This is a genomic window from Pseudomonas sp. V88_4, from assembly GCF_029967985.1.
Lineage (GTDB): Bacteria > Pseudomonadota > Gammaproteobacteria > Pseudomonadales > Pseudomonadaceae > Aquipseudomonas > Aquipseudomonas glycinae.
Genome location: NZ_JASCAF010000042.1, coordinates 189,811 through 203,666, shown reverse-complemented (window position 1 = coordinate 203,666; position 13,856 = coordinate 189,811). Strand labels below are relative to the sequence as shown.

The 13,856-nt window shown below is 62.6% G+C and carries 12 protein-coding genes; 5 read left to right on the top strand and 7 right to left on the bottom strand.

Annotated features, from left to right (window positions below):
* Positions 1-44: 44 nt before the first annotated feature.
* Positions 45-803 carry a DUF2076 domain-containing protein gene (locus tag QLG12_RS19360; protein WP_134020981.1) on the bottom strand — a complete coding sequence of 253 codons (759 nt, stop codon included), beginning with the start codon at positions 801-803 and terminating at the stop codon, positions 45-47.
* A 178-nt stretch (positions 804-981) separates the two neighbouring features.
* Here QLG12_RS19360 and QLG12_RS19355 point away from each other — a divergent pair, with 178 nt between their 5' ends.
* Entirely contained in the window at positions 982-1,656 is a 675-nt protein-coding gene (locus QLG12_RS19355; protein WP_085655092.1) for a YciC family protein, read from the top strand.
* Positions 1,657-1,730: 74 nt separating this feature from the next.
* The gene (locus QLG12_RS19350) at positions 1,731-2,807 is read left to right on the top strand and encodes an endonuclease/exonuclease/phosphatase family protein (RefSeq protein ID WP_282475088.1); all 1,077 of its coding nucleotides are present in this window, start codon (positions 1,731-1,733) and stop codon (positions 2,805-2,807) included.
* A 2-nt stretch (positions 2,808-2,809) separates the two neighbouring features.
* Here QLG12_RS19350 and QLG12_RS19345 read toward each other — a convergent pair whose 3' ends face one another.
* The 5 genes from QLG12_RS19345 to QLG12_RS19325 all read right to left on the bottom strand — a co-directional run bounded on the left by QLG12_RS19345 (position 2,810) and on the right by QLG12_RS19325 (position 8,725).
* Entirely contained in the window at positions 2,810-3,646 is an 837-nt protein-coding gene (locus QLG12_RS19345) for an ABC transporter ATP-binding protein (RefSeq protein WP_282475087.1), read from the bottom strand.
* Entirely contained in the window at positions 3,634-4,437 is an 804-nt protein-coding gene (locus tag QLG12_RS19340) for an ABC transporter permease (protein WP_007958721.1), read from the bottom strand. Before QLG12_RS19340 ends, QLG12_RS19345 begins: the two co-directional genes overlap by 13 nt.
* 10 nt (positions 4,438-4,447) lie before the next feature.
* A complete protein-coding gene (locus tag QLG12_RS19335) occupies positions 4,448-5,425 on the bottom strand; it encodes an ABC transporter substrate-binding protein (RefSeq protein ID WP_197870047.1) in 978 nt (325 codons plus the stop codon).
* Positions 5,426-5,828: 403 nt separating this feature from the next.
* Complete coding sequence (locus QLG12_RS19330) at positions 5,829-7,199, bottom strand: aspartate aminotransferase family protein (protein WP_282475086.1); 1,371 nt, start codon at positions 7,197-7,199, stop codon at positions 5,829-5,831.
* 32 nt (positions 7,200-7,231) lie between these two features.
* The gene (locus QLG12_RS19325; RefSeq protein ID WP_282475085.1) at positions 7,232-8,725 is read right to left on the bottom strand and encodes an aldehyde dehydrogenase; all 1,494 of its coding nucleotides are present in this window, start codon (positions 8,723-8,725) and stop codon (positions 7,232-7,234) included.
* Between the two features lie 239 nt (positions 8,726-8,964).
* On the opposite strand from QLG12_RS19325, the gene QLG12_RS19320 reads away from it, so the two are divergent.
* Positions 8,965-9,879: a LysR family transcriptional regulator gene (locus tag QLG12_RS19320; protein ID WP_007958716.1), complete on the top strand. Its 915-nt coding sequence runs from the start codon at positions 8,965-8,967 to the stop codon at positions 9,877-9,879.
* Between the two features lie 3 nt (positions 9,880-9,882).
* Here QLG12_RS19320 and hrpB read toward each other — a convergent pair whose 3' ends face one another.
* Positions 9,883-12,402 carry an ATP-dependent helicase HrpB gene (gene hrpB, locus QLG12_RS19315; RefSeq protein ID WP_282475084.1) on the bottom strand — a complete coding sequence of 840 codons (2,520 nt, stop codon included), beginning with the start codon at positions 12,400-12,402 and terminating at the stop codon, positions 9,883-9,885.
* Positions 12,403-12,510: 108 nt separating this feature from the next.
* On the opposite strand from hrpB, the gene QLG12_RS19310 reads away from it, so the two are divergent.
* Both QLG12_RS19310 and QLG12_RS19305 read left to right on the top strand, forming a co-directional pair.
* Positions 12,511-12,930 (top strand): hypothetical protein, encoded by a 420-nt coding sequence (locus QLG12_RS19310; RefSeq protein ID WP_039771823.1) that lies wholly within the window; start codon positions 12,511-12,513, stop codon positions 12,928-12,930.
* 15 nt (positions 12,931-12,945) lie between these two features.
* A complete protein-coding gene (locus QLG12_RS19305) occupies positions 12,946-13,854 on the top strand; it encodes a cation diffusion facilitator family transporter (protein WP_282475083.1) in 909 nt (302 codons plus the stop codon).
* The last annotated feature ends 2 nt before the right edge of the window (positions 13,855-13,856 follow it).

The following is a 13,856-nucleotide window of genomic DNA, read 5'->3' as shown; positions in this document are numbered from 1 at the left end:
AATACGCGGCCCGGGGCGCTCCGGCCCCCCGCACGAATGGTGAATCAGACGAAGGAATCGTCGTCATCGAAGAACGATGAGTTGTCATCGCTGTAGTCAGTGTCGGTAAAGCCGCCCTGGTCATTACCGTAGGAGTCGTTGTTGGCCATGCGCTGATCATCGCCCCAGCCGTTGTTGCTCTGGTCGTTGACCTGGGCGGGCTCTTCCTTGATGACTTCGACGATTTCTTCCGGCTGCTGGTTGTGATGGAACAGGCTGCTGATGCCTTGCGCCAGCATCACGCCACCCGCCACGCCGGCCGCCGTTTTCAGGGCGCCGCCGAGGAAGCTGCTGCCGGCTGCCGGGGCCGCTTGTTGCTGGCCATAACCCGGAGGTGGCGCGCCGAAGTTCTGTTGTGGCGCGGGCGCACCGAAGTTCTGCTGCGGAGCCGGCTCACGCCAGCCGCCGGTGGACGCCGGGGCGCTCTGGGTCGGCGCCGGGCGCGAGCTGCTGCCACCGAAGATGCTCGACAGGAAGCCACCACCGCTGGAGGCCGGCGGCGCGCTCTGCGCCTTGGCCGATTGCAGTTCGGCCTGCAATTGCTTGACCTGTTGAGTCAGTTGTTTGTTCTGTTCGTCGAGGCTCTTGAGGGCAGCCTCCTGCACCAGAATCGCCTGGGTCATGAAATAACCTGCGGCCGGCTGGCGCGTCAGGTGTTCCTTGATCCGCGCCTCGGCCTGGGCGTCGCGCGGGGCTGCCTCCGTTTCGGCCTGTTGCAGCCGGGAAAACAGTCCATCGATCAGGGTTTGTTCTTCGCTGTTCATGGCGACCTCGTAGATTGCCGGGGATAACGTTGCCCTCCTCCACGTCGGAGAAGGCGCACCTCTGTAATGGAGGCAGCAACAGAATGTTTCAATGACCTTTACCGAACGTTTACGTTTGCGCAGCGAAACGGATCATCGGTTAAAGTGGGCCACTGTTTTTGACCTGCGATACCGACTGATGAATGCCTTCGATGTGCTGCGCGACTCGCTGTATTTCTTCAAACGCAATCTGGGCCGGATCGTCCAGTTGTGCCTGCCGCTGGTGATTTTCGAAGCCGCGCTGCAACAGGTGGTCGACCATGCCAGCGACCCGGACGGTTACTCGGCCATCAGCGTGATCGTCGGCCTGCTGGTCTACCCGCTGTACACCGCCGCGCTGATCCTGTTTCTCGACGCCCGCACCCGTGGCGAATCCCCGCAAACCCTCGACCTGCTGGCAATGGCCGCTCGCCTGTGGCCGCGCTTCGCGGTGCTCACTGCGCTGAACACCTTGCTGATCCTGCTCGGGCTGTCGCTGTATTTTCTGCCGGGGCTGTGGCTGATGGTCACTCTGGCCTTCGGTGAATACCTGTTGGTGCTGCGCGGTTACGGTCCGTTGCAGGCGATGAAGGAGAGTCTGCGCCTGAGCCGTGGGCATTTTCTGCGGATTCTGGTGTGCATCCTGTGTGTGATGGGGCCGTTGTGGCTGCTCAAGGGCCTGACTTTGCAGGTCTATCCCGATCCGCAGAATCCGTTGATCGCGGTGCTGATCGACAGTGGCCACAGCTTCCTGCAGCTATTCACCAGCGTGGTGCTGTTCCGCCTGTTCATGCTGATCAGCGAATTGCCCGACAAACGTGACGGAATAGTCTGACTGCGCCGCGCTTGGGCTGATCGATGGGTCTCGGGTATGCTCGGGACCACTTCCGTATCGCTATAAGCCGAGCCATGACCCGTCTACTGCGCTACATCCTGTTGCCCGTGCTGTTCGTCCTCGCCCTGATCGGCACGCTGATCTACAGCCTGACCTGGCGCCCCGACGCCCGGGAAACCCTGCCGGTCAGCTGCACCGGTCAACCGCCGACGCTGGTCCCCGGCCAGGCCCTGAAGGTCATGACCTGGAACGTGCAATACCTGGCCGGCAAGCGCTACGTGTTCTGGAATGACCTGGCGCAAGGCGACGACGAAGCCCCGACCCCGGAAGACATGGCCTTCAGCCTCGATGAGGTGGCGCGGGTGATCCGCGACGAACAGCCCGACGTGGTGCTGTTGCAGGAACTGGATGACGGCGCCAAGGCCAGCGACTACCAGAACCAGCTCAAGCTGTTGCAGGAGCGTCTGACCGACCTCTACCCGTGCAGCGCCCACGCCTTCGACTGGAAGGCCGATTTCGTCCCGGATCCGCACATCTTCGGCAGCGTCGGCCGGCAACTCGCCACCCTCAGCCGCTACCGCATCGAACACGCCGAGCGCCTGCAATTGCCGGTGCAGCCGGCGAACCTCATCAGCCGTCAGTTCCAGCCGAAAGATGCGCTGCTCGCCACCACCCTGCCGCTCAGCGATGGCGGGCAACTGGTGGTGTTCAACACCCATCTGGATCGCGCCACCCAACCGGACGACACCTTGCAGGCGCAGGTGACAGCGGTGGCCAAGGTTCTCGACAAACACGAAAGCCACGGCACGCCGTGGCTGATCGGGGGGGACTTCAACCTGTTGCCGCTCGGCCAGTACCGGCGCCTGCCGGTCGAACAGCGCACGCCCTACTCCGTGGACAGTGCGCTGCATCTGTTGTGGGACAAGTACCCGATGATCCCGACCAACAATGAAGCCAGCGGCATCGACCGCGCCAAGTGGCTGACCCACTACCCCAACGACCCCGGCCTCAATGGCCCGGACCGCACGGTCGATTACCTGTTCTACAGCCCGAAGATCAAACGGGTCGAAGCCACGGTGCGGCAGGACGATACGTTGCGCATTTCCGATCATCTGCCGGTGATAGCGAAGTTCCTCCTGCCACCCAACTGAACTCAGTGAGCTTCTTCAAGATCGTCGTGCAACAGCCCGAAGATCTGCCGCTTCATGTCGATGAACGAGCGCTCCATGACCATGTCCAGGGTGCGTGGGCGTTCGATCGGCACATCGAGAATCTGCTTGATCCGCCCCGGCCTGGCGCCCATCACATACACCCGATCGCCGAGCAGGATTGCTTCATCGATATCGTGAGTAACGAACAGCACGGTTTTCTTGCTGTTGCCCCACACCCGCAATAACAGCTGCTGCATTTGCAGACGGGTCTGGCTGTCGAGGGCGCCGAAGGGTTCGTCCATCAGCAGGATCTGCGGATCGTTGGCCAATGCCCGGGCAATCGCCACCCGCTGCATCATGCCGCCGGACAACTGCTTGGCGTAGTTGTCGGCAAACCCGGACAAGCCGACTTCATGCACATAGTGATCGACAATTTCCTTGCGCCGCGCCGCCGGCATGCCCCGACGCTTGAGGCCGAACTCGACGTTCTGCCGCACCGTCAGCCACGGGAACAGCGTGTAGCTCTGGAACACCATCCCGCGATCCGCGCCGGGGCCCTGCACTTGCTGGCCGCCGACGTAGATCTCGCCGGAGGTCGGCTCGGCCAGGCCGGCGGTGAGGTACAGCAGACTTGACTTGCCGCAGCCCGACGGCCCGACCAGCACTGCAAATTGCTGATCCGGCACTTCGAACGACACTTCTTCCAGCGCGGTGAATGTACCGCCGCCGGGCTTGGTGTAGCGCAGGCTGACCTTGTCCACCTGCAACCTTGGCGCGGCGTGTGCCGGTACGGCGACCGGCTCGATGAAACGACGGTTGGCAGCGGTTACTGAGCCCATGCGGCAATCCTCAAACGCAAGAAGCGGAACAGTTGATCGGTGACCAGGCCGAGCAGGCCGATGATCGCGATGGCGAGAAAAATCACATCGACCTGAAAGCCGCGCATGGCCTTGAGGCTCAAGTAGCCGAGGCCACTGGAAGCGGCGACCAGTTCGGCGACCACCAGATAGGTCCAGGCCCAGCCCATGGTCACCCGCAAGGTGTCGAGCACACCGGGCAACGATGCCGGGGCGATCACGTGCAGCACTGCGTCACGCCGGTTGGAGCCGAGGGTGTAGGAGGCGTTGATCAAGTCCTTGGAGATGCCTTTGGACACGTCCGCGATCATCACCAGTTGCTGGAAGAACACGCCGAAAATGATCACCGACACCCGTTGTTCCAGCCCGATACCGATCCACAGGATGAACAACGGCACGAACGAGGTCACCGGCAAATAGCGGATGAAGTTGACCAGAGGCTCGAGGAACGCCTGGACGATGCGAAAGCTGCCCATCAGCAAACCCAGCGGCACCGCCACCAGCGACGACACGATGAAACCGACCATCACCACTTCGACACTGGCCCAGACATGCTGGCCGAGGGTGCCGTCGCGGCTCAGGCGCACGGCGGCTTCAACCACCGCACCGGGCGTCGGCAGGAACATACCCGGCACGATGCCGCCGTAGGACAACCCGGCCCACAGGCCGACCAGCAACACCCAGGCCAGACCGCTGGCGCTCCACACCACCGGCACCGGCAATCCGGTCTTCGGCGTAATGCAGCGGCTCAGCCATGAATTGCGCTTGAACATGAGCAGTCTCCTAGAGCGGGCTGACGAAACGGTTATCCACCAGATCATCGTTGCTGACGTTGTAGGGCTTGCCCTGCAATTCGCTGGCGGTTTCGTTGGCCAGTTTGATCAGCGGTGCGCTGTCACCCGGCTTACCCGGCGAGCCAAGCAGTTTTTCGCTCATGGCCTGATCGTAGAAGCGCACGCCCTGCGCGGCAGCGGCCAGTTCCTTTGGATCGGACAGGTAACCGCCGACACCCTTGGCCATGATTTCGTAGGCTTTCTGTGGATGGTCCTTAGTGAACTGCACCGCTTTATAGAGGCCGGCGACCAGCGCCTTGACGTCTTCCGGCTGCTTCTCGATCACCGTGCAGTTGAGCGCCACCACATCGACGATCACCCCCGGCGTACTGCTGCTGTCGATCAGCACCTTGCCCTGCTGCTTGTCGCGCACCATCGACAGATGCGGCTCCCAGGTCACGGCGGCCGGCACACGACCGGCGATGAACGCGGTGGCGGCATCGTCAGCGGTCATGTTCTGCACGGTGATGTCGCTCATGCTCATGCCGTTCTTTTTCAACAGGTACGAGAGCCAGAACTGCGAGGTCGACCCTTCGTTGACAGCCACGGCCTGGCCCTTGAGTTCTTGCAGGCTCTTGACGTTCTTGCCGACCAGCACGCCATCGCCGCCATGGCTGTCATCCAGCGCGGCCACGGCCTTGAAGCAGAACTGCGGGCGGTACTTGAGCACTTCGTCGATGGTCGAGGCCGAGCCGGACAATTGCCCCGACGCCTGGGCGGCCATGTACATCGACGCTTCTTCGACCACCGGCAATTCGACGGTCAGGCCGTTTTCCTTGAAGTAGCCCAGATCCTGGGCCAGATACAGGGTGCCGTAACCGACCCACGTGGTGTGGCCGATCGACAAGGTGCCGGCCTGGGCGCCGGTGACGCAAAGGGCGGAAATCGCCAGAGGACCTGCAAGACGGGTAAACAAGGACTTGTTCATGGAGCACTCCCAACGCTGTTGATTTAGTTGTCATGGGCAGTACGGCCAGCCGTGGTGTCGCGATTGCACGCTGCGGTCTCTGCTGGACTCTGGCGGGCAATGCATTGGCTGGCGAAATCGATGTTGACCCAGGCTTGGCGTCAGGAAAACGAGGAAATAGTTAGACGCGAACGATGAAAAAACTGGGTAGTGCGCACTGCGAAAGGGCGCGTCTGGCGGGGGTGCACAGAGGGGGTGCAAGACAGCAAAAACGATGTTGAATCGACTGACGCAATCGCGGGCAAGCCCACTCCCACAGGGCCCTCGAACGTACACAATATTTGCGTTAGCCGAGAAACCTGTGGGAGCGGCGGTGCGACGTTTCGACTTGCCCGCGAAGGGGGCCTTGAACCTTACGAATACCTCAGAGCCGACCGTATTCCTGCGCCGTACGATCCAACGCTTTCAGGGTCTTGCCCACCAGCTCATCTATCTCTTCACGACTGGCAATCAGCGCCGGCGCCATGATCATTCGCCCCAAAGTGGAACGAATGATCACCCCCTCCTCAAAACCAATCGTGCGGCAGCGCCAGGCAATGTCGTTCTCATTGGCAAAGCGCTTGCGCGTGGCCTTGTCTTCGGCCAGTTGCAACGCCGCGACCATGCCCGTGCCCTGGATATCGCCCACCAACGGGTGATTGCCGAACACCTCGCGCAGGCACTGTTGCAGGTACGGGCCGATGTCATCCTTGACTCGCGTCACCACGCCTTCATCACGCAATGCCTTGAGGTTGGCAATCGCCACCGCTGCCGCCACCGGGTGCCCGGAATAGGTCAGCCCGTGGGCGAACACGCCGCCCTGCTCCACCAGCACGTCGGCCATTTTCTTCGACAGGATCAAGCCACCCATCGGGATGTAACCAGAGGTCAAACCCTTGGCGATGGACAGGGTGTCCGGTTCGAAACCGAAGTATTCGTGGGCGAACCACTCACCCGTGCGACCAAAGCCGCCGATCACTTCATCGGCACACAACAGCACGTCGTATTTACGACAGATGCGCTGGATTTCCGGCCAGTAGCTTTCCGGCGGGAAGATCATCCCGCCCGCACCCTGGAACGGTTCGGCGATGAATCCGGCGACCTTGTCGGCGCCCAGTTCGAGGATCTTCGCTTCCAGTTGCTGCGCCGCCCGCAGACCGAATTCAGCTGGCGTCAGGTGGCCTTCGTGAGCGAAGAAGTACGGCTCGTCGATATGCGCGATGTCGGGAATCATCCCGCCCATTTCGTGCATGAACTTCATGCCGCCGAGGGCCGTCGCGGCCAGGGTCGAACCGTGGTAACCGTTCCAGCGGCCGATCATGATTTTCTTCTCGGGCTTGCCCAGCACCTGCCAGTAACGGCGCACGGTACGGATCAGCACCTCGTTGGCCTCGGAGCCGGAGTTGGTGTAGATCGCGTGGCTGTAGTGCCCCGGCAGCAGGCTGAACAGCAGCTCGGAGAGCTCGATCACCTGCGGGTGGGTGGTGTGGAAAAACATGTTGTAGTACGGCAACTGTTCCAGTTGCCGGCTCGCGGCGGCGTTCAAGTCCTTGCGCCCGTAGCCGAGGTTGGTGCACCACAGCCCGGACATGCCGTCGAGGTAGCGCCGACCGTCGTTGTCCCACAGGTGCAGGCGATCACCACGCACCATCACCCGTGGGCCTTCGTCGTTGAGGGCTTTCTGGTCGACGAACGCATGAATGTGGTGCGCTGCATCGGCGGCCTGGTAGTCGCGGGTTTCACGTGAGGTGGTCATCGCCGGATCTCCTTTCTTGTTGTGAGCGGCTGTCATGAGCGCAGTTGAAACCAGGTGGTTTTCAACTGGGTGTATTTGTCGAACGAGTGCAGCGACAGATCGCGGCCGAAACCGGATTGCTTGCCACCGCCGAACGGCACGGTCACGTCCAGCGCATCGACGCTGTTGACCGACACCGTACCGGCTCGCAATTGCCGCGCCACCCGGTGCGCGCGGTGCAGATCATCGGTCCACAGCGACGCCGCCAGACCGTAGACGCTGTCGTTGGCCAGTTGCAAGGCGTGGGCCTCGTCATCGAACGGCATCACCGCCAGCACCGGGCCGAACACTTCTTCGCGAAACAGCGTCATGTGCGGCTGCACGTCGGTGAAAATCGTTGGTTGAATGAAGTTGTCCGAGCCGTTGAAACTCAGTTGCCGGCCGCCGCAGACGCGGGTCGCGCCTTCACGCTCGGCCTGATGGATGAAGCGCAGGATGCTTTCGGTCTGACGACTGTCGACGATCGCACCGGCCGCACTCGCCGGGCCCAGCGGATCGCCCGGCTGCCAGCGTTCGGCCTGAGCCTTCAGGCGCTCGACGAACTCGTCATGAATCGAGCGCTCCACCAGCAACCGCGAGTTGGCCGAGCAGACTTCGCCCTGATTGAAGAAGATCCCGAACGCGGCTTTCTGCGCCGCCAGATCAAGATCCTTGCAGTCGGCGAACACCAGATTGGCGCTCTTGCCGCCGCACTCCAGCCACACCTGTTTGAGGTTCGACTGCGCGGAGTACTGCATGAAATATTTGCCGACCTGGGTCGAGCCGGTGAACACCAGGCAATCGACATCCGGGTGCAAGCCCAGGGCTTTGCCGGTCTGCTCGCCGAGCCCCGGCAGCACGTTCAGCACGCCGGCCGGCAACCCGGCTTCCAGCGCCAGCTCAGCCAGACGCAATGCAGAGAACGGTGATTGCTCGGCGGGTTTGAGGATTACCGAGTTGCCCGCCGCCAGCGCCGGGGCGAGTTTCCACGCGGCCATGTCCAGCGGGAAATTCCAAGGCACCACGGCGGCGACCACGCCCAGCGCTTCGCGGGTGATGGTCGCCAGCACGTTCGAGGCGCTTGGCGCGACCTGATCGTAGAGTTTGTCGAGGCTTTCGGCGTACCAGCGGAACACCCCGGCGGCGCCCGGCACGTCGATGTTGCAAGCGTCCTTCACCGGTTTGCCCATGTTCAGCGAATCGAGCAGCGCCAGTTCTTCGCGATTGGCCAGGATCAGATCCGCCAGACGCAGCAGGACCTGCTTGCGCTCGGTCGGTGAACGCCCGGCCCAGGTGCCGGCCTCGAACACCCGCCGCGCATTCTGCACCGCCGCTTCGACATCTTCCTCACCGCACGCGGCGACGTTTGCCAGCAACTGGCCGGTGGCCGGGTTGATCGCGGCAAAGGTCTGCCCCGACTGCGCCGCACGCAATTTGCCGTCGATCACGGCCTGATTGGGAAAACTCAATTCAGCGGCCTTGCGCTGCCAGTCTGCAAGCTCGAACACGGTGGTTGCTCCTTGGACTTTTATTCTTTTGAGAACAGTGCGGGGTCGATAGTCGCTCAGGCCCGTGCGCGCTAAAACCAGTAAAAATGTCTTCGCAGACAATAAAAAAGGTAACCAGCCGACGGCCCCTTCACGCGCGTATGGGGCTATTGTTCAGGGACAAAAAAACCGCCGACAGAACGGAGGCCGGCGGCGTACAAATTGCTTGGATGTGCAATCCGTTCGCTTTGAGGTTCACCGTGGCCGCTTACAACCTGCGTCAGTTGAAATACTTCATCACCACCGTCGAATGCGGCAGCGTCGCCGAAGCGTCGCGCAAGCTGTACATCGCGCAACCGGCGATTTCCACGGCGATCAAGGGGCTGGAGGACAGCTTCGGCGTGCAACTGCTGATCCGCCATCACGCCCAAGGCGTGTCGCTGACGCCCAGTGGCGCGCGGTTCTTCCGCAAGGCTCAGGAACTGCTGCGCATGGCCAAGGAGTTCGAACAGAACGCCCTCGCCGACAACGACGTGGTGGCCGGGCAGATCGATATCGGCTGTTTTGAAACGGTCGCGCCGCTGTACCTGCCGCAGTTGATTGCCGGGTTCTCGGCGTTGTATCCGGGAGTGAAAATCCGCATCCGCGACGGCGAACAACAGGAACTGGTGCAAGGCCTGACCTCGGGCACCTTCGACCTGGCGATCCTGTACAAGCACGACCTCGACGCCACCATCGAAACCGAACCGCTGATGCCGGCCCAACGGCCTTACGCGTTGCTACCGGCGGATCACCGCTTCGCCCAGCTCAAGCAGGTTTCGCTGCGAGACTTGTGCCTGGAACCGATGATCCTGCTCGACGTGCAACCGAGCCGCACCTACTTCGTCAGCCTGTTCGAAGAACTCGGCCTGTCGCCACGCATCGAGTTCAGCTCGCCCTCGATCGAAATGGTGCGCGGCATGGTCGGCCAGGGTTTCGGCTTCTCGATCCTGGTGACCCGCCCGCACTCGGAATGCACCTACGACGGCAAGAAAGTCGTGTGCGTCGACATCGTCGAAGACGTCACCGGCTCAGGCCTGGTAGCCGCGTGGCTCAAACGCGGGCAACTGACCAAACCGGCGCAGTTGTTTGCCGATTATTGCCGGGAGCAACTGACCGCGAAGGCCAGCCGCTGACTCTCACGTACCCCGCGGTTTGGCCCGAGCAGTGGCTTCAGCCACCAGCGGATCATCCGGCCAGTAATGCTTCGGATACCGCCCCTTCAGATCTTTCTTCACTTCGGCATAGGTGCTGCGCCAGAAGTTGGCCAGATCCTGCGTCACCTGCACCGGCCGCCGAGCCGGCGACAGCAGGTGCAGCTTGACCACTTGCCGGCCGCCGGCGATGCGCGGTGTGTCGGCGAGGCCGAACAGCTCCTGCAAGCGCACGGCGAGAATCGGTGGTTGCTCGCTGTAGTCGAGGCGAATCGACGAGCCTGACGGCACGCTCAGGTGATGCGGTGCCTGTTCATCGAGCTGTTGCGGCAGTGGCCATGGCAGCAGATTACGCACGATGCTCGACAGGTCGAGGTTGGCGAAATGACTGAGGCGCGAGACCTTGCCCATATAAGGCATCAGCCAGTCTTCGAGGGTTTTCAGCAGCGTCGCGTCGCTGACATCCGGCCATTGGCTGTCGCCCTTGGCGTCCAGATCGAGCTGGCGCAGCAACGCGACTCGCGCCTGCCACTGGCGCAGTTCCGGGGTCCACGGCAGCAGTTCCAGACCTTTGCGCCGCACCAGATTGACCAATGCCTGGCTGCGGGCGTTTTCGTCGAGACCGGTCAGTGGTTCGCGGCTGAGGATCAGCTCGCCAACCTTGCGCTGACGCTCGGCGCGCAGCACGCCTTCGCGTTCGTCCCAGTCCAGTTGATCGACGTTGTGCACTTGTTCGGCCAGCACCGAATCGAACAGCGCCGGATTGAAATCCGCCGCCAGATAAATCCGTTCCTCGCGTTGCCCCTGACGGCTGCCGAGGTCGGCGATCACGATCCACGGTTCCTTCATCAGGCTGTCGGCTTCGGCGAACAACGCCGCGCGGCCGTTGGCCAAACGATATTCGGCACCACCGGCACGCCGTTGCTGAGCGACGCGGTCCGGGTAGGCCAGCGCCAGCAGCGCGCCGAGCCAGCGTGGATGATCCGGGTCGGCGACCGGTTCGCTCGCCTTACCGCGCAGGTAGCCGCGATATTGCCGCGCCAGTTGCCGGGCGCGCTGCACACCGCCCTGGGCACCACGCGACGCGCGCTCTTCGCCGGACAGCAATGCCAAACGACTGTGAAGATCGGCCCCGGCGCCACGCAAAATGTCGCGTTCGCCGAGCAACGCGGCGACGTCGCACGCCATGTTTGCCAATCCCAGTGCCTGACCGCGCAACAGCAAATGGGCGATGCGCGGGTGGGCCGGCAATTCAGCCATGGCCTGACCGTGGCGGTTGAGGCTTTCACCGTCCAGTGCACCGAGGCGCTGCAACAGGTCCTGAGCCTGTGCATAAGCGGCCGCCGGCGGCACGTCGAGCCAGATCAGATCACTCGGCGCCACGCCCCAGCGCCCGAGTTGCAACGCCAGCCCTGCGAGATCCGCCGAAAGGATTTCCGCACTGCCATAAGCCGCCAGTTGTTCATGCTGATCCTGCGACCACAGCCGATAACACACGCCCGGCTCCAGACGCCCGGCCCGGCCGGCACGCTGGGTGGCGCTGGCTTTGGAGATGCGCTGAGTGTCGAGGCGAGTCATGCCGCTGCCCGGATCAAAACGCGGCACCCGCGCCAGCCCGGCATCGATCACCACGCGCACGCCGTTGATGGTCAGGCTGGTCTCGGCGATGTTGGTGGCCAGCACCACTTTGCGCTGGCCGGCCGGCGCCGGGTCGATGGCGGCACGCTGGGCATTCAGGTCGAGTTCGCCGTGCAGCGGGCAGAGCAACACGTCGCTGCGCTCACCGATGGCGTCCGCCAGTTGTTGATGGACACGTCGGATTTCCGCCTGCCCCGGCAGGAACACCAGCAGGCTGCCGGTTTCATCGTGCAGCGCTTCGAGCACCGTTTGCGTGACGCGTTGATCGATGTATTCGCCGGGCTGAAACGGCCGGCCCCAGCGCATCGTCACCGGGAACATCCGGCCCTCGCTGCGCAGGATTGGCGCGTCGTCGAGCAGCCCGGCCAGACGCTCGCCTTCGAGAGTGGCAGACATCAGCAGAATCTTCAGCGGTTGTTCAGCTCGAAACAGCTCGCGACCGTTCAGACTGAGGGCCAGCGCCAGATCGGCGTCGAGGCTGCGCTCGTGGAATTCGTCGAAGATCAGCAGGCCCACGCCGTCCAGCGCCGGGTCGTCCTGCAAGCGCCGGGTGAGAATGCCTTCGGTGACCACTTCGATGCGGGTGTTAGGGCCAACCTTGCTGTCGAGACGGATGCGATAACCGACGGTTTCACCGACCTTCTCGCCCAACTCGCTGGCCAGCCGCTCGGCCGCTGCGCGCGCGGCCAACCGACGAGGTTCGAGCATGAGAATGGTCTGCCCGTTCAGCCACGCTTCATTGAGCAGGGCCAAGGGCACGCGGGTGGTTTTACCGGCGCCGGGCGGTGCTTCGAGCACGGCTTCGTGGCGTGTCGCCAACGCTTCACGCAGGGCGGGTAAAACTTCGTCGATTGGCAAAAAATTCATGCTGGCTCCCAAACAGAGGGCCGAGTATAACGGCGAACTGCCAGGCGTTCGTCAGGGTCTTAACTTCACACGATGACGCTTCGTTAACAGATGACTCAGGAGATTCCCATGCGCTTACCTTTTCGCCTGATCGGCGGTGTACTGGTTGCCACCCTGCTCACTCAGATCACTGCGTGCGGTTCGATTTTCTATCCCGACCGGCGCGGCCAGATCGACGGCAAGATCGACCCGGCAATCGCCGTGCTCGATGCCGTGGGCCTGCTGTTCTATATCCTTCCCGGCGTGATCGCGTTTGCCGTGGACTTCGCCACCGGCGCGATCTACTTCGAACCGGGCCACACGGCGCAGGTCGATCCGGCCAAGCTCAAGCAAGCCATCGGCCCGGACGGCCAGGTCGATAACTTGAAGTTGCAGGCTATTCTCGAAACCGAGCTGGGCCGCAATCTGCCGCTGGACGACCCGCGCCTGATCCAGCACAAAGGCAGCACCCAGCAACTGGCGATGTTCGGCCTGCAACCTGCCGCATAAGGAATTGACGCACCCATGACCACAAGCCCCGAACACGCCCGCCTGCTGCGGCTGGCGACCCGCGCCTCGGTGGCGGTGGCCTGTACGCTGATCATCGCCAAAGCCATCGCCTGGTGGCTGAGCGGTTCGGTGAGCATGCTCGCCGGCCTCACCGACTCGGCCCTCGATGGCATCGCTTCGTTGCTCAATCTGCTGGCGGTGCATTACGCGCTGCGCCCGGCGGATGACGATCACCGTTATGGCCACGGCAAGGCCGAGTCCCTGGCGGGCATGGCGCAGGCGTTGTTCATTGGCGGCAGTGCGCTGCTGATCGCGTTTCAGGCTTATGAGCGTCTGAAAAATCCCGAGCCGCTTGGCGCGCCATGGCTGAGCATCGGTGTGATCGTGTTTTCCCTGGTGCTGACGGCGGCGCTGCTGATGTTGCAGCATCGGGTCATCAAGCAGACCGGCTCCAACGCCGTGCGGGCGGACTCACTGCATTACCGTTCGGATCTGTTGCTCAACGGCAGCATTCTGATTGCGCTGGTGTTGGCCGGATTGGGTTTCGAGCAACTGGATGCGTGGTTTGGTCTGGGGATCGCGGCATACATTCTGTGGAGCGCGATTCAGATCGCCCGGGAAAGTTTTTCGGTGCTGATGGATGAAGAACTGCCGACGGATGTCAGTCAGCACATGCTCGAACTGGCGTGCGGCGTACCGGGCGTATTGGGCGCGCATGATTTGCGCACGCGGATTTCCGGCAATCACTGGTTTGTGCAGGTGCACCTGGAATTGCCGGGGGAATTGACGCTGTCAGTTGCCCATGGCATCAGCGATCAGGCGGCGGATGCGATTCACAAGGCCTACCCACGGGCCGAAGTGCTGGTGCACGCCGACCCGATAAAAGCAGCTACAAGCCGCGAGCGGCAAGCTTCAAGCTTGTAGCT

What these genes read in the sequence shown, in the direction of transcription:
- QLG12_RS19360 (WP_134020981.1), bottom strand. Translation starts at nt 803, where the DNA reads ATGAACAGCGAAGAACAAACCCTGATCGATGGACTGTTTTCCCGGCTG.
- QLG12_RS19355 (WP_085655092.1), top strand. Translation starts at nt 982, where the DNA reads ATGAATGCCTTCGATGTGCTGCGCGACTCGCTGTATTTCTTCAAACGC.
- QLG12_RS19350 (WP_282475088.1), top strand. Translation starts at nt 1,731, where the DNA reads ATGACCCGTCTACTGCGCTACATCCTGTTGCCCGTGCTGTTCGTCCTC.
- QLG12_RS19345 (WP_282475087.1), bottom strand. Translation starts at nt 3,646, where the DNA reads ATGGGCTCAGTAACCGCTGCCAACCGTCGTTTCATCGAGCCGGTCGCC.
- QLG12_RS19340 (WP_007958721.1), bottom strand. Translation starts at nt 4,437, where the DNA reads ATGTTCAAGCGCAATTCATGGCTGAGCCGCTGCATTACGCCGAAGACC.
- QLG12_RS19335 (WP_197870047.1), bottom strand. Translation starts at nt 5,425, where the DNA reads ATGAACAAGTCCTTGTTTACCCGTCTTGCAGGTCCTCTGGCGATTTCC.
- QLG12_RS19330 (WP_282475086.1), bottom strand. Translation starts at nt 7,199, where the DNA reads ATGACCACCTCACGTGAAACCCGCGACTACCAGGCCGCCGATGCAGCG.
- hrpB (WP_282475084.1), bottom strand. Translation starts at nt 12,402, where the DNA reads ATGAATTTTTTGCCAATCGACGAAGTTTTACCCGCCCTGCGTGAAGCG.
- QLG12_RS19310 (WP_039771823.1), top strand. Translation starts at nt 12,511, where the DNA reads ATGCGCTTACCTTTTCGCCTGATCGGCGGTGTACTGGTTGCCACCCTG.
- QLG12_RS19305 (WP_282475083.1), top strand. Translation starts at nt 12,946, where the DNA reads ATGACCACAAGCCCCGAACACGCCCGCCTGCTGCGGCTGGCGACCCGC.